Annotated in this window: 20 protein-coding genes and 2 pseudogenes; 4 read left to right on the top strand and 18 right to left on the bottom strand. The window is 61.4% G+C overall.

From position 1 onward, the window contains the following. Window positions 1–55: 55 nt before the first annotated feature. The 13 genes from JZ00_RS20325 to hutC form a co-directional block, all read right to left on the bottom strand. A complete protein-coding gene (locus tag JZ00_RS20325; protein WP_039592738.1) occupies window positions 56–967 on the bottom strand; it encodes an alpha/beta hydrolase in 912 nt (303 codons plus the stop codon). A 79-nt stretch (window positions 968–1,046) separates the two neighbouring features. Continuing rightward, window positions 1,047–1,994, bottom strand: a complete 948-nt coding sequence (locus tag JZ00_RS20320; RefSeq protein ID WP_039592737.1) for a choline ABC transporter substrate-binding protein — start codon at window positions 1,992–1,994, stop codon at window positions 1,047–1,049. A 308-nt stretch (window positions 1,995–2,302) separates the two neighbouring features. Continuing rightward, complete coding sequence (gene hutG, locus JZ00_RS20315) at window positions 2,303–3,106, bottom strand: N-formylglutamate deformylase (protein WP_039592736.1); 804 nt, start codon at window positions 3,104–3,106, stop codon at window positions 2,303–2,305. 10 nt (window positions 3,107–3,116) lie between these two features. Then, window positions 3,117–4,319 (bottom strand): imidazolonepropionase, encoded by a 1,203-nt coding sequence (gene hutI, locus JZ00_RS20310; RefSeq protein WP_039592735.1) that lies wholly within the window; start codon window positions 4,317–4,319, stop codon window positions 3,117–3,119. A gap of 56 nt (window positions 4,320–4,375) precedes the next feature. Next, a complete protein-coding gene (hutH, locus tag JZ00_RS20305) occupies window positions 4,376–5,908 on the bottom strand; it encodes a histidine ammonia-lyase (protein WP_039592734.1) in 1,533 nt (510 codons plus the stop codon). Window positions 5,909–6,038: 130 nt separating this feature from the next. After that, on the bottom strand, window positions 6,039–7,562 hold the full coding sequence (gene hutH, locus JZ00_RS20300; protein ID WP_039592733.1) for a histidine ammonia-lyase: 1,524 nt from the start codon (window positions 7,560–7,562) through the stop codon (window positions 6,039–6,041). Window positions 7,563–7,745: 183 nt separating this feature from the next. Beyond that, a complete protein-coding gene (locus tag JZ00_RS20295; RefSeq protein WP_052680760.1) occupies window positions 7,746–8,576 on the bottom strand; it encodes a quaternary amine ABC transporter ATP-binding protein in 831 nt (276 codons plus the stop codon). Next, window positions 8,573–9,424: an ABC transporter permease gene (locus tag JZ00_RS20290; RefSeq protein ID WP_039592732.1), complete on the bottom strand. Its 852-nt coding sequence runs from the start codon at window positions 9,422–9,424 to the stop codon at window positions 8,573–8,575. The genes JZ00_RS20295 and JZ00_RS20290 overlap by 4 nt, the downstream gene beginning before the upstream one ends. A gap of 71 nt (window positions 9,425–9,495) precedes the next feature. Further along, window positions 9,496–10,464, bottom strand: a complete 969-nt coding sequence (locus JZ00_RS20285) for an ABC transporter substrate-binding protein (protein ID WP_039592731.1) — start codon at window positions 10,462–10,464, stop codon at window positions 9,496–9,498. 70 nt (window positions 10,465–10,534) lie between these two features. Then, window positions 10,535–12,001 (bottom strand): purine-cytosine permease family protein, encoded by a 1,467-nt coding sequence (locus JZ00_RS20280; protein ID WP_039592730.1) that lies wholly within the window; start codon window positions 11,999–12,001, stop codon window positions 10,535–10,537. A gap of 53 nt (window positions 12,002–12,054) precedes the next feature. Beyond that, on the bottom strand, window positions 12,055–13,743 hold the full coding sequence (hutU, locus tag JZ00_RS20275; RefSeq protein ID WP_039592729.1) for a urocanate hydratase: 1,689 nt from the start codon (window positions 13,741–13,743) through the stop codon (window positions 12,055–12,057). Window positions 13,744–14,126: 383 nt separating this feature from the next. Next, window positions 14,127–14,696, bottom strand: coding sequence for a HutD/Ves family protein (locus JZ00_RS20270; protein ID WP_039592728.1), 570 nt, complete (start codon window positions 14,694–14,696; stop codon window positions 14,127–14,129). Further along, the gene (gene hutC, locus JZ00_RS20265; protein ID WP_196304737.1) at window positions 14,693–15,403 is read right to left on the bottom strand and encodes a histidine utilization repressor; all 711 of its coding nucleotides are present in this window, start codon (window positions 15,401–15,403) and stop codon (window positions 14,693–14,695) included. Before hutC ends, JZ00_RS20270 begins: the two co-directional genes overlap by 4 nt. A gap of 144 nt (window positions 15,404–15,547) precedes the next feature. Here hutC and JZ00_RS20260 point away from each other — a divergent pair, with 144 nt between their 5' ends. After that, a complete protein-coding gene (locus JZ00_RS20260) occupies window positions 15,548–16,912 on the top strand; it encodes a formimidoylglutamate deiminase (protein WP_039592726.1) in 1,365 nt (454 codons plus the stop codon). A 31-nt stretch (window positions 16,913–16,943) separates the two neighbouring features. Here the strand turns inward: JZ00_RS20260 and JZ00_RS20255 are convergent, their stop codons facing one another. The 3 genes from JZ00_RS20255 to JZ00_RS20245 all read right to left on the bottom strand — a co-directional run bounded on the left by JZ00_RS20255 (window position 16,944) and on the right by JZ00_RS20245 (window position 18,109). Further along, window positions 16,944–17,513 carry a lipocalin family protein gene (locus JZ00_RS20255; protein WP_039592725.1) on the bottom strand — a complete coding sequence of 190 codons (570 nt, stop codon included), beginning with the start codon at window positions 17,511–17,513 and terminating at the stop codon, window positions 16,944–16,946. A 43-nt stretch (window positions 17,514–17,556) separates the two neighbouring features. Further along, window positions 17,557–17,811: a hypothetical protein gene (locus JZ00_RS20250; RefSeq protein ID WP_003186715.1), complete on the bottom strand. Its 255-nt coding sequence runs from the start codon at window positions 17,809–17,811 to the stop codon at window positions 17,557–17,559. A 115-nt stretch (window positions 17,812–17,926) separates the two neighbouring features. Then, on the bottom strand, window positions 17,927–18,109 hold the full coding sequence (locus JZ00_RS20245) for a hypothetical protein (protein WP_039592724.1): 183 nt from the start codon (window positions 18,107–18,109) through the stop codon (window positions 17,927–17,929). On the opposite strand from JZ00_RS20245, the gene JZ00_RS20240 reads away from it, so the two are divergent. The 3 genes and pseudogenes from JZ00_RS20240 to JZ00_RS31565 all read left to right on the top strand — a co-directional run. After that, window positions 18,096–19,988, top strand: a complete 1,893-nt coding sequence (locus JZ00_RS20240; RefSeq protein WP_200900493.1) for a methyl-accepting chemotaxis protein — start codon at window positions 18,096–18,098, stop codon at window positions 19,986–19,988. The two genes, JZ00_RS20245 and JZ00_RS20240, sit on opposite strands and share 14 nt — an antisense overlap. A gap of 98 nt (window positions 19,989–20,086) precedes the next feature. Next, a pseudogene (locus JZ00_RS20235) lies at window positions 20,087–20,367 on the top strand (type II toxin-antitoxin system Phd/YefM family antitoxin). Further along, window positions 20,358–20,480, top strand: a pseudogene (locus tag JZ00_RS31565) (type II toxin-antitoxin system RelE/ParE family toxin); the annotation flags it as partial. The pseudogenes JZ00_RS20235 and JZ00_RS31565, both read left to right, overlap by 10 nt. An 8-nt stretch (window positions 20,481–20,488) precedes the next feature. On the opposite strand, the gene JZ00_RS20225 reads toward JZ00_RS31565, so the two are convergent. Continuing rightward, entirely contained in the window at window positions 20,489–21,085 is a 597-nt protein-coding gene (locus tag JZ00_RS20225) for a DUF924 family protein (protein ID WP_039592722.1), read from the bottom strand. Between the two features lie 3 nt (window positions 21,086–21,088). After that, complete coding sequence (locus JZ00_RS20220; protein WP_030141457.1) at window positions 21,089–22,099, bottom strand: class 1 fructose-bisphosphatase; 1,011 nt, start codon at window positions 22,097–22,099, stop codon at window positions 21,089–21,091. Window positions 22,100–22,272 lie beyond the last annotated feature (173 nt).

The following is a 22,272-nucleotide window of genomic DNA, read 5'->3' as shown; positions in this document are numbered from 1 at the left end:
CTGCCGTCCGGCATCATAAACCCGAATTACGTCAATGAGCATGCCCTGCGCGCAGTCAAAGCGTGTCAGCGAGATAAGCGAACAGCGTGCGATACATCTTATCGACCTCTGGCACACGTCCCCGGGCGCGCAGGCAACCGTGGACCAGCCCGTTGCCGACATGGAGCACCGCGTCCACGCCTGCGGCGTTCAGCCGCTCGCTATAAAGGATGCCGTCGTCACGCAAAGGATCCCATTGGGCTACGGTAATCAGCGCCGGTGGCAAGCCGCTCAGGTTCTCGGCGAGCAACGGTGCAGCGTACGGTGTGGATTGCAAGTTACCCAGGTACTGCGCCTCATAGCGCTCCACATCCTGGCTGCTCAGAAGCGGCGCATCGGTGCATTCATGACGCGACGGCAAATCCGCGGGGCCGCCGAGTGCCGGGTAGATCAACACCTGGGCCCGGGGCAACGGTTGTCCGGCATCGCGCAAAGCCAGGCACAACGCTGCGGCGAGATTGCCTCCGGCGCTGTCGCCGACCAACGTACGGCGACGGGGGTCGATGGCAAACGGGGTGTCCGCCAAGTGGTGCCACACCGCGAGACAATCTTCGAAAGCGGCCGGGAACGGATGCTCCGGCGCGAGTCGGTAATCCACCGCCACGACCAATGCGCCAAGGTCCAAGGCCAGCTCCATGCAGATGAAGTCATGGGAATCGAGGTCCCCCACCACCCAACCGCCACCGTGCAGGTATAGGATGCACGGCCAGCCGGCGAGCGGCGGTGCCGTGCGCGGGTGATAGGCGCGGATGGGCACGCCAGCCAGGTGCAGATCCTCGACCGCCAGTGTCGGCGGGCGCGGCGGGGTGAAGGCCCGGCACATATGGCTGTAGGCCTGACGCGAGCTCGCGAGGCTGTCGTCCGGGGCGGTGAAGCCCAGAGTTTTATCGATGAAGGCGGACATTGCCCGGGAAAGTGGGTAGGCCATCTTGGATTGCCATGCGTCGATAGAGGATGTGGCTCAGCCGCTTTTGTGGCGAGGGATTATCGCTGTCCTTGATACCGTGTCAGTTCTTGAGGCTGGCCTGCACCGCCGCAATTCCATCCTTGCCATCGAAGCTGGTCACGCCAGCGAGCCAACGCTGCAAATCCTCGGGATGCTCGCGCAGCCATTGCCGGGCGACGTCCTGGGGTGTCTTGCGCTCCATGATTGGCACCATCAACTGGCTTTCCTGGGCAGCGGTAAAGGTGAGGTTCTCCAGGAGCCGGTTCACATTCGGGCAACGTTGGGCGTAGTCCGGCGCGGTGACTGTGGAGACGGTCGCGGCCCCTTCGTTGGGGCCATAGACGTCTTCGCTGCCGGTCAGGTAGGCGATGTTCATGTTGATGTTCATCGGGTGGGGAGTCCAGCCAACGAACACCACGAATTCCTTGCGATTCACCGCCCGTTGTACCGCCGCCAGCATCCCGGCCTCGCCGGATTCGATCAATTTGAAATCCTTGAGGCCAAAGTGGTTGGTCTCGATCATGGTCTTGATGGTGGTGTTGGCGCCGCTGCCCGGCTCGATGCCGTAGATCTTGCCGCCGAGCTGGTCCTTGAAGCGGGCGATATCACCGAAGGTCTTGAGCCCCGCCGCGGCCACGTAGTCGGGCACGGCGAGCGTGGCCTGGGCATCGGCCAGGCTCGGCTTGTCCAATACCTTCACCTGGTTGGCCGCCAGGAACGGGGCGATGTTCTTGTCCATCGCCGGCTTCCAATAGCCCAGAAAGATATCGAGCCGCTTGTCGCGAATGCCGGCGAAGATGATCTGCTGCACGGCGCTGGTCTGCTTGCTTTCATAGCCCAGCCCCGTAAGCAACACGTCGGCCATGCCGCTGGTGGCGATCACATCGGTCCAGTTGACCACTCCCATGCGCACGGTCTGGCAGGACGCAGGCTCGGCGGCCATCGCGCCGCCGCTCAAGATGACAGTACCGCAGAGGATCGACAGACAGCGCTTGAACAGTCTTTTCATCGGGAAGATCTCGTGCGGCAGCGGATTATTGTAGGTCGGTGTCTTGCTGCACCGTACTCAAAACATTACGCAGCGCCGAGGGGCTGAAGATGAACTGTGGCGACGCGATTTTGCACGGTGGCGACAGTTCCCATTCCAAGGAGTCAGGACACATACACTTGTGGCGAGGGGATTTATCCCCGCTGGACTGCGCAGCAGTCCCAAAAATCTGGATCCAACCCATTGAGTCGGCATGGATCAGCTATTTTGGGGCCGCTTCGCAGTCCAGCGGGGATAAATCCCCTCGCCACAGAGGAATCGCGCAGATGTTATTTTTTGTAAGCCTGCTGCCCCCAAGCCAGGAAGCCTTCCAGCAACTCCCTGAGCACCACCTGGGTCGGCGCCGCCAGGTCCGGGCGATAGTTGAACGGCTCGAATTCTTCCATGTAGGTGCTCTGGCACAGTTCCAGTTGCACCGCGTGGATGTCCTGGGCCGGGTTGCCGTAGTGCCGGGTGATGTGGCCGCCCTTGAAACGCCCGTTGAGCACATGGGTGAACTGTTCGTGGCGGGCGCAGATAGCTTCGAGCTGGCTGGCCAGGGTCGGGTCGCAGCTGACGCCGTTGAACGTCCCCAGGTTGAAGTCCGGCAGCTTGCCATCGAACAGGTGCGCGATCACCGAACGGATCGAGTGGGCATCGAACAGCAAGGCATAGCCAAACTCAGCCTTGAGCCGCGCCAGCTCCTGCTGCAGCGCCTGGTGGTAGGGCATCCAGATTTGTTGCAGGTAAGTTGCCCGCTCTTCGGCCGATGGCTCAAACCCTTCACGAAACAACGGCACGCCATCGAACAGCGTCGCCGGGTATAAGCCGGTGGTGGCACCGACGTACATCGGCTTGTCATCGGAGGGTCGATTCAGGTCGACGACGAACCGCGAATATTCGCCAGCCAGGGTGCTGGCGCCCAGCTCATTGGCGAACTCATAGAGCCTTGGGATGTGCCAGTCAGTGTCCGGCAGGCTCCGGGCCTCGGGAATCAACCCTGCCTCTACCGCCGGGGTCAGGCGCAGGCCGGCGTGGGGCATGCTGATCAACAGCGGCACCCGCCCTTGCTTGAAATTCAGGACCTTCTCCACAACCGTTCTCCTAATCGATTTCCACGCCGTGACGCACGACGCGTTTTTCCAGATCGCCACCGAGCCAGTAGGCCAGGTCGGCGGGGCGATCGATGTGCCAGGCGACAAAATCCGCCACCTTGCCGGCTTCCAGCGAACCGTGGGTATGGCCCATGCCAAGGGCCTGTGCCGCATGGATTGTCGCCCCGGCCAGGGCTTCTTCCGGCGTCATGCGCAAACAGGTGCAGGCCATGTTCAACATCAAGCGCAACGACAACGCCGGCGAGGTGCCGGGGTTGAGGTCGCTGGCCACGGCGATTTTCACGCCGTGTTTGCGCAGGGCATCCATCGGCGGCAGCTGGGTTTCGCGCAGGAAATAAAACGCCCCCGGCAGCAACACCGCCACGGTGCCGGACTCAGCCATGGCCTTGGCGTCGTCTTCGGTCATGAACTCCAGGTGATCGGCCGACAGCGCCTGGTAGCGCGCCGCCAGGCTGGAGCCGTGCAGCGACGACAATTGCTCGGCATGCAACTTCACCGGCAGGCCCAGTTGTTGGGCGGTGATGAACACCCGCTCGACTTGCGCCGGGGAAAATGCCAGGTATTCGCAGAAGGCATCCACCGCATCCACCAACCCCTCGGCGGCCAACGCCGGCAGCATCTCGGTGCAGATGTGCTCGATGTAGTCGTCGGCGCGATCCTTGTATTCCGGCGGCAAGGCATGGGCCGCCAGGCACGTGCTGCGTACGCTGACCGGCAGTTCGGCGCCGAGGCGGCGAATGACCCGCAGGATCTTGCGCTCGCTGGGCAGATCCAGGCCATAGCCGGATTTGATTTCCACCGTGGTCACGCCATCACGCATCAGGCTTTTCAGGCGTTTGGCGGCGCTGGCGAACAACTCGTCTTCGCTGGCGGCGCGGGTGGCGCGCACAGTACTGGCGATGCCACCGCCGGCCGCGGCGATTTCGGCGTAGCTGACGCCTTGCAAGCGCTGTTCGAACTCACCGCTGCGGTTGCCGCCAAACACCGTGTGGGTGTGGCAGTCGATCAGCCCCGGCGTGACCCAGGCCCCCTTGAGGTCGTTGACCGACGGGTAGTCGCCCGTCGGCAGTTCGGCACGCGGGCCGATCCATTGAACGTGCTCGCCCTGGGTGACGATGGCGGCGTCTTCGATGATCGAGTAGACGCCCTGGGCCATGGTGGCGGCGTGGCAGTTTTGCCAGAGGGTTTTCATCCCGGTTTCCTCGTCGCATTCAAAATCGATTCGCGAGCAGGCTCGCGAAAAGGCCCTTACAGGCTCGGCAACAACTGCGCCGTGACCAGTTCGTTCAGGCACCGGCTCGCCAACAGTTCAGTGGCCGCATTGATGTCCGGCGCAAAGAACCGGTCCTTCTCATAGAACGGCACTTCTGCACGCAACAGATTCCGGGCTTGTTCCAGCTTGGCGGAGGTTTTCAAACCGCCACGCAAGTCCAATCCCTGGCACGCCGCGAGCCATTCCACCGCAAGAATTCCACGGGTGTTCTCGGCCATTTCCCACAGGCGCTTGCCGGCGGCCGGGGCCATGGAGACGTGGTCTTCCTGGTTGGCCGAGGTCGGCAGGCTGTCCACCGAATGAGGGTGGGACAGTGCTTTGTTTTCACTCGCCAAGGCAGCCGCGGTCACCTGGGCGATCATGAAACCGGAGTTCACCCCGCCATTGGCCACCAGGAACGGCGGCAGTTGCGACATGTGCTTGTCCATCATCAACGAAATGCGCCGCTCGCTCAGGGAGCCGATTTCGGCAATCGCCAGGGCCATGTTGTCGGCGGCCATCGCCACCGGTTCGGCGTGGAAGTTGCCACCAGAAATCACATCGCCCTCGGCGGCGAACACCAACGGGTTGTCCGACACCGCGTTGGCCTCGATCACCAGCACCTCGGCGGCCTGGCGGAACTGGGTCAGGCAGGCGCCCATTACTTGCGGCTGGCAGCGCAGGGAATACGGATCCTGGACCTTGTCGCAGTTCTGGTGCGAATCGGAGACTTCACTGCGCTCGCCCAGCAGATCGCGGTAGGCCGCGGCCGCATCGATCTGGCCTTTCTGGCCCCGGGCGGCATGGATGCGCGGATCGAATGGCGAGCGCGAACCGAGCACCGCTTCCACCGTGAGGCTGCCCAAGGCCAGGGCGCCAGCGAACAGATCTTCACCTTCGAACAAACCGCGCAATGCAAATGCTGTGGAAACTTGCGTGCCATTGAGCAGCGCCAGGCCCTCCTTGGCGGCCAAGGTCAGTGGCGCGAGGCCGGCGACTTTCAGCGCCTCGACGGCCGGCAGCCATTCGCCTTTGTAGCGGGCCTTGCCTTCGCCCAGCAGCACCAGGGACATGTGGGCCAGTGGCGCCAAGTCACCCGAAGCACCGACCGAACCCTTGAGTGGGATGTGCGGGTAGACCTCGGCATTGATCAGCGCAATCAGCGCATCGATCACCTGCCGACGGATGCCGGAAAAACCCCGGCTCAGGCTGTTGACCTTAAGCACCATGATCAACCGCACCAGCGCGTCGCTGATCGGCTCGCCCACGCCAGCGGCATGGGACAGCACCAGGGAGCGCTGCAGGTTTTCCAGGTCTTCGCTGGCGATGCGGGTCGAGGCCAGCAGGCCGAAACCGGTGTTGATGCCATAGGCAGTACGATTCTCGGCGAGGATCTGTTCCACGCAGGCAACGCTCGCTTCGATCTGCGCCGATGCACTGGCGTCGAGGCTCAGGGTCACCGGTTGCTGATAGATGTCACGCAATTGAGCCAGGCTCAATTGGCCGGGAATCAGGTTTAAGGCAGTCATGTATTGCTCCTTTTGAGAGTTTTGTTTTCACCCGCCAGTCGCTCCGGAATGTTCCGTTATCCGTCACCTTCGCTTTTTGGGCGATGCCTTGTGGGCTATGGGTGCCTTGGCACGCTGGCGCTTTTTTTGATCAGTTCAAATTCGGTAACACGGTGTGCAGCAGATTCGGGTCTTTGAGCAGCCCGGCGGCACTGGCGATGTCCGGCGCCAGCCAGCGGTCTTGGTCGTAGGCCGGGACGCGCTCGCGTAGCAGCTTCCAGGCGATGTCGGTGCCGGCGCCGAAGCGCTGGGTCTTGAGAAATTCAAAGGCCTGGGCCGCCAGCAGGTATTCGATGGCGAGGATCTGCGTGCAGTTTTCCAGGGCCCGGTGCAGCTTCAGGGCCGCGTTGGTGCCCATGCTCAAGTGATCTTCTTGCAGCCCCGAGGTGACGAAGTTGTCGAGCACCGCCGGTTGCGCCAGTTGCTTGTTCTCCGCGCACAGCGACGCGGCGACGTATTGCACGATCATCATCCCGGAATTCACGCCGGGGTTGGCCACCAGGAACGCCGGCAGGCCGCTGACGTGAGGGTTGATCAGGCGATCGAGGCGACGCTCGGCGATCGAGCCGATCTCTGCCATGGCGATCGCCAGCAAATCCGCCGCCAACGCCACCGACTGGCCGTGGGGATTGGCCTGGGACATGACCCGGAAGCTTTCCGGCGTCCCCAGTAGCAGCGGATTATCGGTGACCGCGTTGAGCTCGGTTTCGATCTGTTGCCGGGCATGCTCCAACTGATCGCGAGCGGCGCCGTGCACCTGGGGAATCGAACGGATGCTCAAGGCGTCCTGGGTGCGGATGCCCAGGCTCGAAGCGATGACTTCGCTGCCGTCGAGCAACGCGCGCAGATTCACGCCAACCTGCTGCATGCCCGGGTGCGGCTTGAGGGCCATGATCTCGGCATCGAACGCAGCAATCTGGCCGCGCTGGGCCTCGAAGCTCATGGCGCCGATCACGTCGGCCCATTGCACCAGCCGCGTCGCATCGGCCAGCGCCAGGCAACTGAGGCCGGTCATGCACGGCGTGCCGTTGACCAGGCACAAGCCGTCCTTGGCCCCCAGTTGCACCGGTTGCAAACCCTCTTCAGCCAAGGCTTGTTCGGCCGGGACGATTTGCCCGCGATAGCTGACCTGCCCGACACCCAGCAGCGCGATGCCGATGTGAGCCATGTGGGTCAGGTAGCCCACCGAACCCTGGGACGGCACTTGCGGCGTGATGCCGCGATTGAGCAGCGCCAGCAACGCCTCGACCACCCGGCGGTGAATGCCGGACTTGCCATGGCTGTAGTTGTGGATGGCGGCGCAGAGAATCGCCCGGGTCTGCTCGTCGGAAAGCGCCGGGCCGACGCCGCAGGCATGGCTGAGCAGGGTGTTGCGCGACAGCTGGCTGAGTTGTTCGTCCTTGAGCGAGACATTGCACAGGGCGCCCAGGCCGGTGTTGACGCCATAGGCGCGCTCGCCGCTTTCGACAATGCGCTGGACGATGGCCTGGGCATTGTCGATCCGCGCCCAAGTCTGGGCCGACAGCTCGAGCACAGCGCCGAAGCGGGCGACGGCGACCACGTCCTGCCAGCGCAACGGAGCGCCGGTGATGATGATTTTGTCAGCTTGGGACATCTCAAACCTCATACACATAAAGTTGCCAATGGCATTTGTGGCGAGGGGATTTATCCCCGCTGGGCTGCGAAGCAGGCCCAAAAACTGTCGCCTCGGTGCATCTGGCCAATTGCATTCAGCTGTCTTGGGGGCGCTACGCGCCCCAACGGGGATGAATCCCCTCGCCACAAGGATGTCCGACCTTTACACCACCGCAGCCCTGCGCTGCACAAACCGATCGACATACTCATCCGCCGGCGAATGCAGGATCTCCCGCGGCGTGCCGACCTGGATCAGCTTGCCGTCCTTGAGAATTGCAATGCGATTGCCAATGCGCACGGCCTCGTCGAGGTCGTGGGTGATGAAGACGATGGTCTTGTGCAGGGTCTTCTGCAGTTCCAGCAACTGGTCCTGCATTTCCGCGCGTATCAGCGGGTCGAGGGCGCTGAAGGCTTCGTCCATCAGGATGATGTCGGTGTCCGCCGCCAACGCCCGAGCCAGGCCGACGCGTTGGCGCATGCCACCGGAGAGTTGGTGCGGGTATTTGTTCTCGTAGCCCTTCAGGCCCACGGTGTTGATCCAGTGCAGCGCGCGCTCGGCGCACACCTGTTTGCTTTCGCCGCGCACTTTCAAGCCGTAGGCGACGTTGTCCAGCACGCTCTTGTGGGGCAACAGGCCGAAGCTCTGGAAGACCATGCTGATCTTGTGCCGGCGAAATTCGCGCAGGGCGTCCATGTCCAGTTGCAGGATGTCTTCGCCGTCCACCAGGATCGCACCACTGGTAGGATCGATCAGCCGGTTGAAGTGGCGCACCAGGGTGGATTTGCCGGAGCCGGACAGGCCCATGATCACGAAGATCTCACCGGTGCCGATGCTCAGCGACAGATCGTTCACACCGACCACGCAGCCTGTTTCGGCCAGCACTTGGTCCTTGGTCTTGTTCTGGCGGATCAGGTCCAGGGCTTCCTTGGAACGGTTGCCGAAAATCTTGAAGACGTTCTTGACTTCGATCTTGCTGACGGCTGCGTTGCTCATTTGCTCACCTCATGCCGAGGACGACCATAGGCCTGGGTAATGCGGTCGATGACCACGGCGAGAATCACGATGGCCAGGCCCGCTTCGAGGCCACGCCCGACGTTGAGGGTCTGGATGCCCACCAGCACGTCTTCACCCAAGCCACGGGCGCCGATCATCGAGGCGATGACCACCATCGACAGGGCCATCATGGTGGTCTGGTTGATCCCGGCCATGATGCTCGGCAGGGCCAAGGGCAGTTGCACGCCGAACAGTTGCTGCCAGCGGTTGGCGCCAAAGGCATTGATGGCTTCCATCACTTCGCCGTCCACCTGGCGGATGCCCAGGTCGGTCAGGCGGATCAAGGGTGGCGCGGCGTAGATCACCGTGGCGAAGATCGCCGGGACCTTGCCCAGGCCGAACAGCATCAACACCGGAATCAGATACACGAAGCTCGGCATCGTCTGCATGATGTCCAGCAGCGGCATCAGCACCGAACGCAGGCGATTGCTGCGCGCCGAGAGAATGCCCAGGGGAATGCCGATCATCACCGAGATCAGCGTCGCCACCAGCATCAAGGCGAGGGTCTGCATCAGTTTGTCCCACAGGCCCACCGCGCCCACCAGGAACAGCAAGCCGACGATCACTGCCGTGGCGACGACCTTGCGGGTGGCGTGCCAGGCAATGCCGCCGACGATGGCCAGCATCAACCACCACGGTGCCATGCGCAGCAGGCCTTCGAGGTTGACGATGGCCCACAGCAGCGTGTCGGAGATGTGCCGGAACACATCGCCATAGTTGGTCACCAGGGCGTCGACCCAACCGTTGACCCAGTCGGCGATGGAGAAGGTAAAGCTTTCGGGAAACATAAGAGACTCTCGATCAGGTGGATGCGGTGAACGTCCCGGCCAGCCCACGGGTTGGCCGGGAAATATTCGACCTACAGAGCCGCGTCGATTTTCTTGGCAGCGTCTTCACTGACCCAGGCGTGCCAGACTTCAGGATGTTCCTTCAGGAAGATCTTCGCCAGTTTCGGCGACTCGATCCGCTCTTTGGCCATGCGCCCGAGGTTCTGGTTCAGGATATCGATCGGCAGGTTGACCTTTTCCAGGACCGCCACCAATTCCGGGGCTTCGTCGTGGAAGGTCTTGGACAGGCCGACCTTGATGCTCACGCTTTTATCCACGCCAGGTTTTTCTTCGAGCTTGACCAGGTCCACCTGGCCCATCAGCGGCGTAGGCGACCAGTAGTAGAAAAGGATCGGCTCGCCACGCTTGTAGCTCGACAACACCGCCGCATCCAGGGCCGGGCCGGTGCCTGGACGGAAGTTCGTGTAGGTTTTTTCCAGGCCGTAGCTTTTCAGCATTTCGCTGTTGTCCAGCTCGCAGGTCCAGCCAGCCGGGCAGTTGTAGAACCGGCCCTTGGACGGTTCTTCCGGGTCCTTGAACACGGCGGCGTACTGGCCCAGGTCGGCGATGTTCTTCAGGCCAGGGGCCTTGGCTTCGAGCTTGCGCTTGGCATCGCCTTCAACCACGTAGCGCGGCACGTACCAGCCTTCGATGGCGCCCACCACCGGGGCACCGACGCCGACCACCTTGCCGGCCTTCTCGGCCTTGTTCCAGACTTCACTGCGACCGACCCACTCTTCGGCAAATACCTGGATGTCGTTGCTGCTCAGCGCGTTCTCCATGGTGATGGAGTTGCCGGGCAGGCTGTCGGTCTTGCAGTCGTAGCCTTTTTCCAGGACCACTTGCAGGACGTCGGTCAGCAGCATGCCGCTTTCCCAGTTCAGGCCGGCGAACTTCACCGGTTTGCCCGACTCGCACCAACCGGCCGCTTGCGTGGCGCCGGCGCTGGCCAGCAGGCCCAAGGACAGCAATGTGGTCAGCAGGGTCTTGTTCGACTTCATTATGTGACGCTCCTAATCAGTTGGATTGGCTTACGGCAGTCAAGAGGCATCCAGCCCTGTCAACGTCCCATCAGACCGCTTGGGTGCGGCCCGCCCTGCTCGGTTGTGCGTCAACCGCGTCCTGCTCGACCGGCAGGATCAATTGATCGGGTACTGCGCTGTGCCACTGCTTGGCGAGGACGTAGTACAGCGCCGCCGGGACCACCAGGCCGATGATCCACGAGATATCCACACCGCCCATGGCTCCCACCAGCGGACCGGTATAGAACTTGGTCGCAATGAACGGCAATTGAACCAGTACGCCGAAGACATAGACGCTGATGCCGAGGGCATTCCAGCGACCGTAGCGACCGTTCGGGTCGTTCAGTGCCGGCACGTCATAGCGCTCGCGGGTGATGCAGTAGTAGTCCACCAGGTTGATCGCGCTCCACGGCGTGAAGAACGCCAGCAGGAACAAGATGAAGGACTTGAACGCACCGAGGAACGAGTGCTGGCCGAGCAGCGCGATCAAGGTCGCGGCGCCAACGATGACCAGCACGAACACCAAGCGCTGCAAGCGCGTGACGTTCACATGCCCGCGGAAACCGCTGATGATGGTCGCGATGCACATGAAGCTGCCGTAGGAATTCAGCGTAGAGATGGTGACCTTGCCAAATGCGATGCTGAAGTACAGCAGCGCAGCGGTGGCGCCGGTACCGCCCAGGCCAACGATATAGGCCACTTCATGACCGGCGAACTGCCCGTTGGCCGAGGCGGCGGCAAACACGCCGAGGATCATCGCCACTTGCGCGCCGATGACGGAACCGGCACCTGCGGCAAAAAAGGTTTTCACCGAGGACGTCTTGCTCGGCAGGTAACGCGAATAGTCCGCCACGTAGGGGCCGAAGGCGATCTGCCAGGAGGCCGCGAGCGACACCGCCAGCAGGAAACTGCTCCAGGTGAAGTCGCGGATTTGCAGCAGTGCGCCAACGTCGGTCTGGCTGATCAACCGAGCGAACAGATAGACAAAGGCGATCACGCCAATGACGCTGGCGACACGGCCAATGAAGTGAATCACCCGATACCCGAGCACCGTGACCAGCACGATGACACTGGCGAAAATGAGGATGCCGACACTGTCGCTGACACCAAACAACTGGCCCAGCGCCTGCCCGGAAAGCACGGTTCCCGTTGCGGTGAAACCCAGGTACATCAGGCACACCAGCACGATCGGGATGGCCGCGCCATACACACCAAACTGCACCCGGCTGGAGATCATCTGCGGCAGGCCCAGCTTGGGCCCTTGCGCGGCATGCAAGGCCATGACGCCACCGCCGAGCACCTGGCCGATCAGCAAACCGATCAACGACCAGAACACATCACCGCCCAGCACCACCGCCAATGCGCCGGTGACGATTGCAGTGATCTGCAGGTTGGCCCCCATCCAGAGGGTGAACTGGCTCAACAATCGGCCGTGCCGCTCCCCTTCCGGGATGTAGTCGATCGAACGTTTCTCGATCAACGGCTTGCTGTTTTCGCGTGTGCTGGTGACAGCCATGGTTCAACCTCTGTGGATTGTTCGGTTCGGGCGATGCTTTTTTGGGTTTTGCGTTACTTGCCGGTGATCATCGGCAGGTTCAGCCCCTGTTCCTTCGCGCAATCGATGGCGATCTGGTAACCGGCATCGGCATGGCGCATCACGCCTGTACCCGGGTCGTTGTGCAGGACGCGGGCAATGCGCTCGGCCGCTTCGTCGGTACCGTCGCAGACGATCACCATGCCCGAGTGCTGGGAGAAGCCCATGCCGACGCCACCCCCGTGGTGCAGCGAAACCCAGGTCGCACCGCTGGCGGTGTTGAGCAAGGCATTGAGCAGCGGCCAGTCGGAAACGGCGTCGGAGCCGTCCTGCATGGATTCGGTTTCACGGTTGGGGCTGGCGACGGAGCCAGAGTCGAGGTGGTCGCGACCGATGACGATCGGCGCCGACAATTCACCGCTGCGCACCATCTCGTTGAACGCCAGGCCCAACTTGGCGCGCTGGCCCAGGCCAACCCAGCAGATACGCGCCGGCAAGCCCTGGAAGCTGATGCGCTCGCGGGCCATGTCCAACCAGTTGTGCAGGTGGGCGTCGTCGGGGATCAGTTCCTTGACCTTGGCGTCGGTCTTGTAGATGTCTTGCGGGTCGCCGGACAGCGCCGCCCAACGGAACGGGCCGATGCCACGGCAGAACAGCGGACGGATATACGCCGGCACGAACCCCGGAAAATCGAAGGCATTCTCGACGCCTTCTTCCTGGGCCATCTGGCGGATGTTGTTGCCGTAGTCGAAAGTCGGCACGCCCATCTTCTGGAAGGCCAGCATGGCCTTGACGTGGACGGCCATCGATTGCTTGGCCGCCTTTACCACGGCGGCGGGCTCGGTCTTGGCGCGGGCACGGTATTCGTCCCAGGTCCAGCCGGCCGGCAGGTAGCCGTTGAGGGGATCGTGGGCGCTGGTCTGGTCGGTGACCATGTCCGGACGCACACCACGACGGACCATTTCCGGCAGGATTTCAGCCGCGTTCCCACACAGTGCGATGGAAATCGCCTTGCCTTCGGCGGTGTATTTCTCGATGCGGGCCAGGGCGTCGTCGAGGTCTTTGGCTTGCTCATCGACATAGCGGGTTTTCAGGCGGAAATCGATGCTCACCTGCTGGCACTCGATGTTCAGCGAGCATGCGCCGGCCAACGTCGCAGCCAGCGGTTGCGCACCGCCCATGCCGCCCAGGCCGGCGGTCAGCACCCAACGGCCCTTGAGGTTTGAGTCGTAATGCTGGCGACCGGCCTCGACGAAGGTTTCATAAGTGCCTTGCACGATGCCCTGGCTGCCGATGTAGATCCAGCTGCCGGCGGTCATCTGGCCGTACATGGCCAGGCCCTTGGCATCGAGTTCGTTGAAGTGTTCCCAACTGGCCCAATGCGGTACCAGGTTGGAGTTGGCAATCAGTACGCGAGGGGCGTTGCTGTGGGTCTTGAACACGCCCACTGGCTTGCCGGATTGCACCAGCAGGGTTTCGTCATCATTCAGATTGGTCAGGCTTTCGACGATCTTGTCGTAGCACTCCCAATTGCGCGCCGCGCGGCCGATGCCACCGTATACCACCAGCTCCTTGGGGTTCTCGGCCACTTCCGGGTCGAGGTTGTTCATCAGCATGCGCAACGGCGCTTCGGTCAGCCAGCTCTTGGCGGTCAGCGTGTTGCCGCGAGGGGCGCGGATTTCAACGTCACGGTATTTTTCAGGTTTGCGGGTAGCGTCGGTCACAGCAAAAACTCCTCAGCGATCAATCCAGACCAGCCCGGGCAGTGGGCAGCGATTAGCGAACGTTGCGTTGAATACAGGCGACTCATACGCATACGTCTTTACTTGTATGTACAAGCATATGCAATCAAGCGGCCAACTTGTTGGCGGCGGTCTTCAGGAACGGCTGGTGAATTGACTGAAAGCCTTGTGATTCAAGGGCTGCTAGGCTGCATGAAATTTTTAAGGGGGGGTTTCGAGTGGCAAATCAGAAGGGCACAGAAGCGTGGTATTGCGCCACGCTGGGGCGTTCAGTAACAAGTTGGTGCGCGAACAGGAAACAATGAGCGCGTTTTTTGTGGCGGGGAGTTTGCTCCCTCGCCACAAAAGCTCTGTCACAGGATTTCTTAACAGGCGGTCAGTTCAATCACACAGCATTGACCGTGGGTCGAGACATCCACCAGCGCGGTGTTACCGCTTAGTTGCAAACAGTCGTAGAGGCCCAAGTCCACGGCGGACTCACCGATCTTTATAGCCAGTCCCGGAGCCGCACTGAACACCAACACCGTCCCCGCCTCGCTGAAAAATCGCTGTTGGCCTCCCAGCCACTGCAATCGCGCGCGGTAACGCTGTGGCGCGTAGATCAGGTTGAAGTCACGAATCGGCCCGCCCAGCAGCGTGCAATGCACATGGCTTTCGCCACTGAACGCGAAAGGGTCCAGCGGATGCAGAGGTCGCGTGGCATGGCCATCGACATTCAGCATCATGCCGTCCCCCTGCAAGACCGTGATGATCCGCTCGTAGCCAGCGAAGGTGGAAAAACCACCCGACTCACCAATATCGGCGATCGACAGGCGCCAGCCAAAACCTTCCAGGCCGGCGCCGGCATCGCGGGTGATTTCCTCGGTACTGCCGCCACCGTTCTTCCAAGGCATGCGCGGGTAATCCGCAGCGCGTAAAACCTTCAATTGGCTCATTTATGGAAACGCCCTTCCAGACTGTGACGGGAGCCCGGATGGATCAGGCGTGCAGCGGTCACCGGTTGGCGCCCGGACCAGGTACGGCGGCGGATCAACAGGCACGGCTCGCCTTTTTCGATCTGCAGCAGCTTGCATTCGCTCGGCTCGGCCAGGATCGCCTCGACCACATGTTCGCCTTCGGTCAGCGGCGCCACCTGGTTCAGGTAGGCATAAGGCGTTTGCTGGGTGAAGTCCTGCTTGAGGTAATCAGGCGCCACCAGCGCATTGACGAAACGGTCCTCGATTTGCACGGGAATGTCATTCTCGAAATGCACGATCAACGAGTGGAACACCTTCTGGCCTTCGCGCATGTCCAGGGCCAGGGCCCGCTCCGAGCCGGCGGCCTCTTCTTCCAGGGTGATGACCTTGCAGGTATGCCGATGGCCGCGGGAGGCGATTTCGTCGGCAATGTTGTGCACTTCGAACAATGCGGACTGGCTCTTGGGCTCGGCCACGAACGTGCCGACACCTTGCATGCGCACCAACAGGCCGTCGGCGGTCATTTCCCGCAGCGCACGGTTGATGGTCATGCGACTGAAACCCAGCTGGCTGACCAGCTCGCTTTCCGACGGCACGCGGTAATGCGGCGGCCAGTTCCCACTGTCGATCTGCTGGGTAATCATTTGTTTGACGCGGGCGTACAAGGGCGCCGGACTGTCACCCATGTTTGCGGCCAGCGGCGGTTTGGCAGGCGGAGTCGGCACGACGGTTCCCTGTTCTGCGAATAAGGTTGCTAGCTTGCCGGAGTTTACCGGCCAGGCAAACGTCTGTATATGTATATACAAATTACACGCAACGAGGTTCAACCGATGTCCGCCTTCTTTGCCGAGCGTGCGCTGCTGCCTAATGGATGGGCCAACGATGTGCGTCTTGAGGTCGACGCCGAGGGCGTCCTGACCGATGTCCAGGCCGATTCCCACGCAGACGGCGCCGAACGGCTCGGTGGGCCGCTGTTGCCGGGCATGCCGAACCTGCATTCCCATGCGTTCCAGCGGGCCATGGCCGGGCTGGCGGAAGTGGCGGGCAATCCCAACGACAGTTTCTGGACCTGGCGCGACCTGATGTATCGTCTGGTCGGAAAAATCAGCCCCGACCAATTGGGCGTCATCGCCCGGCAGCTGTACATCGAGATGCTCAAGGCCGGCTACACGTCAGTGGCCGAATTCCATTACGTGCACCATGACATCGACGGCGTGCCCTACGCCAACCCAGCGGAACTGGCCCTGCGAATCAGCCAGGCCGCCAGCGACGCCGGCATCGGCCTGACGCTGCTGCCGGTGCTCTACAGTCACTCCGGTTTTGGCGGCCAGGCACCCAATGACGGGCAGCGCCGCTTCATCAACAGCACCGAAAACTACTTGAAGCTGCAGTCACGCTTGCAGCCGATCCTGGCCGGGCAACCGTCCCAGGCGCTGGGTTTGTGCTTCCACTCGCTGCGCGCCGTGACCCCCGGGCAGATTCACGACGTGCTGGCCGCCAGCGACCGTGATTGCCCGGTACACATCCACATCGCCGAACAGCAGAAGGAAGTGGACGACTGCCTGAGCTGGAGCGGTGCCCGTCCGCTGCAATGGCTGTATGAAAATGCCGAAGTCGACCAGCGCTGGTGCCTCGTCCATGCGACCCACGCCAACCCACAAGAGGTCAGCCTCATGGCCAAGAGCAGGGCGATTGCCGGTTTGTGCCTGACCACCGAGGCGAACCTGGGCGACGGGATATTTCCGGCCGTGGATTTCCTCGCCCAGGGCGGGCGGATGGGCATCGGCTCCGACAGCCATGTGTCGTTGAGCGTGGTCGAAGAGTTGCGCTGGTTGGAATACGGCCAGCGCCTGCGGGACCAGCGCCGCAATCGGTTGTACCGAACGGATCAGCCAATGGTTGGACGCACCTTGTTTGACGCAGCGTTGCAAGGCGGTGCCCAGGCACTGGGACAACCTATCGGCACATTCGAGGTGGGCAAGCGTGCCGACTGGCTGGTGCTCGATGGCAATGATCCGTACCTCGCCACGGCCAGCGGTGACGGCATCCTCAATCGCTGGCTGTTTGCTGGCGGCGATCGCCAGGTGCGCGATGTGATGGTCGGCGGCAAGTGGGTGGTGCGCAATGGACGCCATGGCGGCGAAGAGGAAAGCGCCCGGGCGTTTACCCGGGTGCTGCGCGAACTCTTGGACTGACTCGATAAAAAATGGTTTTCTCGGCTATCAGTCAGTCCGAGGTCTTGGCCATCTGCCGGTCCGACGCGCGCCAGACCAACCGCGTGGTGTCATAACCCTGCTGGCGTGCCTTGCTCAGCAGCTCTTCGCGCACATCGACCTTGACCGTTGGCGTGCGCGACAGCAGCCATAGGTAGCGACGGCTCGGATCGCCAACGATGGCGGTCTTGTAGTCATCGCTGACATACAAGACCCAATATTCGCCCTTGGCCACACCCGGCAGGATCCTCGAAAACCAGGTGTCGAACTCGACCCAGAGTTTGTCGGTCTTGCCCGGTACCTGCGGGTAAGCCGTCCCCCTGGCTTCTTCCCACTTCCAATCCGAAGTCAGGCAACGGTTGAACACGTCCACGTTGCCGTCGGGCTTGAGGGTGTAATGGGCTTCGGATTGCGCACAGTTGCGCTGGAAATACATCGGCAGGCGGGCCAGCTCGTACCAGGTCCCTTGGTAACGCTTGAGATTGACACTGCTGACGGTCTTGGGCGCCAACGGGTCTACGCCAGAAGTGGCACAGCCGGCCAATACCAGGCCAGCCAAAAGCACAAACACTAACCGCATCATTATTTTTTTCTCCCGTGGGCGCTTGGCCCCGGTTTACTTCAGGTTACTTCAGGCCTTGGCCGGAAAACATCAACACTTTGTCACCGGCGTACTGCACGCTGATAAAGCTTTTCTGGTCGCCCCAGGTGCAGCTGGACATGCCAAGCGCGCCCGAACAGTCAGTCGGTTTCCCCAGTAACGTCTCGACTTCGGCCTTGGGCATCCCGGCCGACAGCTTCGAATAGTTTTCCTGGTTGACCTTGCTGCATGCGGTCAACACGACGCACATAAACAGCAGGGCGATAGATCGCAGCGACATGGTGTAACTCCTGGAACGGAAGGGAGGTGGCAGGGTGCCAACCTGATCCTTAGAAGAGAAAACCCCTGTCTGGTTCCCTGAGGCCCCCAGTATTTATTGGCGATGCAGAGGTGTTTCACGGATGAATCAATCGGTTTGTGACGCCGTCGTGCCTTTCGTCGGGATAGGCGCCCTGGCTCCTGATGCGCCGGGCTTCTGCGCCGATAAAAAGTAACAGCGCAAAATCCTGCGTTATGGCAAATTGACTCCCCTTTTTGACCCGTCCCTTCGCGGTAGCGTTCTTAATGACCAGAAACATGAAATTCAGCCACAAAATCTTGTTGGCTGCCGCCCTTGTGGTGGCCGTCGCATTCGCCTGTTTCATCCTGTTCAACGATTACCGCCAGCGACAAAGTCTCAATACCAGCACCGAGACGTCCATGCAGGAGCTTGGCAGCCTGACCAGCCGCAATATCCAGACGTGGGTAGAAGGCCGGATACAGTTGCTGCAATCACTGGCCCAACAAATCGCCATCGACGGCAGCAGTGCCGACAGCCTGAAACGCGCCGTAGGACTGCCCGCCTACACCGGCAATTTCCAGCTCAGCTATTTCGGCGGCACCGACGGCTTGATGTTTTCGATACCAGCCGGCAATCGCGCCGCCGACTACGACCCACGCGCCCGTGGCTGGTACAAGGCGGCCAATAGCGCCCAGCAAACCATCGTCACCGAACCCTACATCGCGGCTTCGTCGGGCAAGTTGGTCATTACCGTTGCGACACCGGTACAGCGCCAGAACCAGATGATCGGCGTGGCGGGTGCGGACATCGACCTGTCGAGCGTCAGCGCGATCATCAACTCGCTGAACTTTGGTGGCCATGGCCATGCGTTCATTGTCAGCGCCGACGGCAAGATCCTGGTCCACCCTGACAGCAAGCGCGTGCTCAAGACCCTCGCCGAGGCCTATCCCAACGGCGCGCCTCAAATCAGTCCGGGCGTTAAAGAAGTCGAGCTCGACGGTAAGACCCAGTTCATCTCTTTCACCCAGGTCAACGGCGTCCCCGGTGCCAGCTGGTACGTGGCGCTGGTGCTTGATAAAGACACCGCCCTGGCAATGCTCAGCGAATTCCGCACCTCGGCGTTGATTGCCATGGTCATCGCCGTGGTCTTCATCATCGCCCTGCTGGGCATGCTCATCCGCGTATTGATGCAACCGCTGCTGGCCATGGGCCGCGCCATGCACGATATCGCCGAAGGCGAAGGCGACCTGACCCGCCGCCTGACCATCCATGGCCATGATGAATTCGGCGCGCTGGGCACCTCGTTCAACCGCTTCGTCGAGCGTATCCACACCTCGATCCGAGAGGTGGCTTCTGCAACCGGCCAGGTCAATGAAGTCGCCCTGCGTGTGGTCAGTGCATCCAACTCGTCAATGTTCAACTCGGACCAGCAGGCGTCGCGCACCAGCAGCGTGGCCGCGGCCATCAACCAGCTCGGCGCCGCCGCCCAGGAAATCGCCCAGAACGCCGCCCTCGCCTCGCAACATTCCAGCGAGGCCCGCAACCTGGCCGAAGACGGTCAGCAAGTTGTGGATAAAACCATCACGGCGATGCAACAGCTGTCGGCCAAGATCAGCGATTCGTGCGGCAACATCGAAACCCTGAACAGCAACACGGTGAACATCGGCCAGATTCTCGAAGTGATCACCAGCATCTCCCAGCAGACCAACCTGCTCGCCCTCAACGCCGCCATCGAAGCGGCCCGGGCCGGTGAAGCCGGTCGCGGCTTCGCGGTGGTGGCCGACGAAGTGCGCAACCTGGCCCACCGCACCCAGGATTCGGCGCAGCAAGTGCAGAAGATGATCGAGGAGCTGCAAGTCGGTGCGCGGGAAGCGGTACTGACCATGACCGACAGCCAGCGCCAGAGTGAAAGCAGCGTCGGCATCGCCAACCAGGCCGGCGAACGCCTGGGCAGCGTGACCCAGCGCATCGGCGAAATCGACGGCATGAACCAGTCCGTTGCCACCGCCACCGAAGAACAGACCGCCGTGGTGGAGTCGATCAATGTCGACATCAACGAGATCAACACGCTGAACCAGGAAGGCGTGGAAAACCTGCAAGCCACCTTGCGTGCCTGTTCCGACCTTGAACAGCAGGCGGCGCGGTTGAAGCAGTTGGTGGGGAGTTTCCGGATCTAGCGCTTTGCGGGCCCTCAGCGGAAATCAGACCGACACCCTGACGAAAGACTGAATCAAGACTAAATTCAGTCCGTTCAACTCTTCCGAGGCCCCGCACCATGAAACTCTCATCACAAATCAAACCCATCAGCTATTTGAAGAGCCATACCGCCGAAATCGTCAAGAGCATCACAGAGAGCAGAGAGCAGAGAGCAGAGAGCCGTTGATCATCACCCAAAACGGTGAAGCCAAGCTCGTGGTCATGGATGTAAAAAGTTTCGAAGAACAAGAAGACACTATGGCCCTGTTGAAGCTGCTGGCGATGGGCAACCAGGAAATTGAAGAGGGTAAATTCAGGGAAATCGAGGATATCTTCAGCGAACTGGACAATCAGGGATGAACCGAATCATTTATGAGGTGCGGGGCCAAACGATCTATATCCATATCATCGCCGATAGCCGCAAGAGCTTGCCCGCCCTGCTGATGAAGCGATTGCTTCGAAGCAGCCCCTAAACAACTGACTAAAACCTCGACCCAGGCCTCTTCAAAAACTCCACTTCCTCAGCCGTGGACTCGCGCCCCAACACCGCATTGCGATGGGGAAAGCGTCCAAACCGGGTAATGATCTTCTGATGCCGCTCGGCATAATCCAGATTGTCTTCAAACACCGCCCGCTGCGCCTCGGGTTGCTCTCGAACCAGTTCGATGAACCGCGATACGGCTTCGTTCTGCACCGCGAGGTTTTCGCAGTGTTCGAGGACGAGGTAGATGAATACCCGCTGGATCGGTTTGAGTTGCTGGTCGAAACCCGCCGCCAAACCCTGGGCCACCAGCGCTTGGGCTCGCAGGTCGCCGGAAAAGCTCTTGGGCGTGTTGCGAAAGATCATCCGCGGGAGTTGATCCAGCAGCAGCACCAGGGCCAGCCAACCTTCCGGGCGTTGCGCCCAGTCGGTCAATCCGCCGGCCAGTGCTTGCTCGACCAGGTCGCCGAAGCGCTCTCGCGCCTGGCGATCATGGCCTTTGCCGAACCACAGCTTGCCCTTGTCAGCCGCGATCTCATCTGGTTTTTCGGCTGTGCCAAACCACCAATCGAGCAACGGCTGCCAGGGCTCGGCCATGGTTTACTCCTTGTGGTAAGCCGTGGCGCGGGCCACTTCTTCCTTCGAACCGAGGAACACGGCCACGCGCTGGTGCAGGCCTTCAGGCTTGATGTCGAGGATGCGCTGGTGGCCGTCGGTGGAAGCGCCACCGGCCTGCTCCACCAGGAACGACATCGGGTTGGCTTCGTACATCAGGCGCAGCTTGCCCGGCTTGGAGGGCTCGCGGCTGTCGCGCGGGTACATGAACAAGCCACCACGGGTCAGGATGCGGTGTACATCGGCAACCATCGCGGCGACCCAGCGCATGTTGTAGTTCTTTTTCAACGGGCCTTCTTCGCCGGCGAGCAACTCGCTGACGTAGCGTTGTACCGGGGCTTCCCAGTGACGCTGGTTGGACATGTTGATGGCGAATTCCTGGGTGGTTTCAGGAATGGTGATGTCTTCGTGGGTGAGTACGAAGCTGCCCATTTCGCGGTCCAGGGTGAAGCCCTTGACGCCGTCGCCCAGGGTCAGCACCAGCATGGTCTGAGGGCCGTAGATGGCATAGCCGGCGGCGACCTGCTCGGTGCCTGGCTGCAAGAAGGCCTTTTCATTCAGGGCTTCGTTCTGGCTCAGGTACTCGTTCGGGCAACGCAATACCGAGAAGATCGTGCCGACCGGCGCGTTGATGTCGATGTTCGACGAACCGTCCAGCGGGTCGAATACCAGCAGGTAGGCGCCTTTCGGGTATTTGCCCGGGATCTGGTAGGCATTGTCCATCTCCTCGGACGCCATGCCGGCCAGGTGACCGCCCCATTCGTTGGCCTCCAGCAGGATTTCGTTGGAGAGCACGTCGAGCTTCTTCTGCACTTCGCCCTGCACGTTTTCGGTGCCCATGCTGCCCAGGACACCGCCCAGCGCGCCCTTGGACACGGCGTGGCTGATTTCCTTGCATGCACGCGCCACCACTTCGATCAAAAAGCGCAGATCGGCAGGGGTATTGTTGCTGCGGGTCTGCTCAATCAAATAGCGACTCAAGGTAACGCGGGACATGGACGGCTCCGAAGAATAGGGGGCGGAAAACCCGCGCAGTTTAGCGCGAGTCGTGACTTAATTCCTCCTATGAGACGGGATATGGAGGATTGAGTTCACGGGGTGTCGGTTCGCTTGGGTATTTTGATGGAAGGAAAACCGCTTTCGCGAGCATGCCGGCTCCCACATGAGGA

The organism is Pseudomonas frederiksbergensis (genome assembly GCF_000802155.2).
GTDB lineage: Bacteria > Pseudomonadota > Gammaproteobacteria > Pseudomonadales > Pseudomonadaceae > Aquipseudomonas > Aquipseudomonas frederiksbergensis_A.
The sequence above is the reverse complement of the archived record's forward strand: the minus strand, read 5'-3'. Positions and strand labels throughout refer to the sequence as shown.

Bases quoted from the DNA above. Each gene is read 5' to 3' on its own strand.
- JZ00_RS20260 (WP_039592726.1), top strand. From the start codon at position 15,548: ATGTCCGCCTTCTTTGCCGAGCGTGCGCTGCTGCCTAATGGATGGGCC.
- hutI (WP_039592735.1), bottom strand. From the start codon at position 4,319: ATGAAAACCCTCTGGCAAAACTGCCACGCCGCCACCATGGCCCAGGGC.
- JZ00_RS20325 (WP_039592738.1), bottom strand. From the start codon at position 967: ATGGCCTACCCACTTTCCCGGGCAATGTCCGCCTTCATCGATAAAACT.
- JZ00_RS20285 (WP_039592731.1), bottom strand. From the start codon at position 10,464: ATGAAGTCGAACAAGACCCTGCTGACCACATTGCTGTCCTTGGGCCTG.
- JZ00_RS20245 (WP_039592724.1), bottom strand. From the start codon at position 18,109: ATGTTTCTGGTCATTAAGAACGCTACCGCGAAGGGACGGGTCAAAAAG.
- hutC (WP_196304737.1), bottom strand. From the start codon at position 15,403: ATGGGTGACAGTCCGGCGCCCTTGTACGCCCGCGTCAAACAAATGATT.
- JZ00_RS20255 (WP_039592725.1), bottom strand. From the start codon at position 17,513: ATGATGCGGTTAGTGTTTGTGCTTTTGGCTGGCCTGGTATTGGCCGGC.
- hutH (WP_039592734.1), bottom strand. From the start codon at position 5,908: ATGACTGCCTTAAACCTGATTCCCGGCCAATTGAGCCTGGCTCAATTG.
- JZ00_RS20290 (WP_039592732.1), bottom strand. From the start codon at position 9,424: ATGTTTCCCGAAAGCTTTACCTTCTCCATCGCCGACTGGGTCAACGGT.
- JZ00_RS20295 (WP_052680760.1), bottom strand. From the start codon at position 8,576: ATGAGCAACGCAGCCGTCAGCAAGATCGAAGTCAAGAACGTCTTCAAG.
- JZ00_RS20320 (WP_039592737.1), bottom strand. From the start codon at position 1,994: ATGAAAAGACTGTTCAAGCGCTGTCTGTCGATCCTCTGCGGTACTGTC.
- JZ00_RS20240 (WP_200900493.1), top strand. From the start codon at position 18,096: ATGACCAGAAACATGAAATTCAGCCACAAAATCTTGTTGGCTGCCGCC.
- JZ00_RS20280 (WP_039592730.1), bottom strand. From the start codon at position 12,001: ATGGCTGTCACCAGCACACGCGAAAACAGCAAGCCGTTGATCGAGAAA.
- hutH (WP_039592733.1), bottom strand. From the start codon at position 7,562: ATGTCCCAAGCTGACAAAATCATCATCACCGGCGCTCCGTTGCGCTGG.
- JZ00_RS20270 (WP_039592728.1), bottom strand. From the start codon at position 14,696: ATGAGCCAATTGAAGGTTTTACGCGCTGCGGATTACCCGCGCATGCCT.
- JZ00_RS20225 (WP_039592722.1), bottom strand. From the start codon at position 21,085: ATGGCCGAGCCCTGGCAGCCGTTGCTCGATTGGTGGTTTGGCACAGCC.
- JZ00_RS20220 (WP_030141457.1), bottom strand. From the start codon at position 22,099: ATGTCCCGCGTTACCTTGAGTCGCTATTTGATTGAGCAGACCCGCAGC.
- JZ00_RS20250 (WP_003186715.1), bottom strand. From the start codon at position 17,811: ATGTCGCTGCGATCTATCGCCCTGCTGTTTATGTGCGTCGTGTTGACC.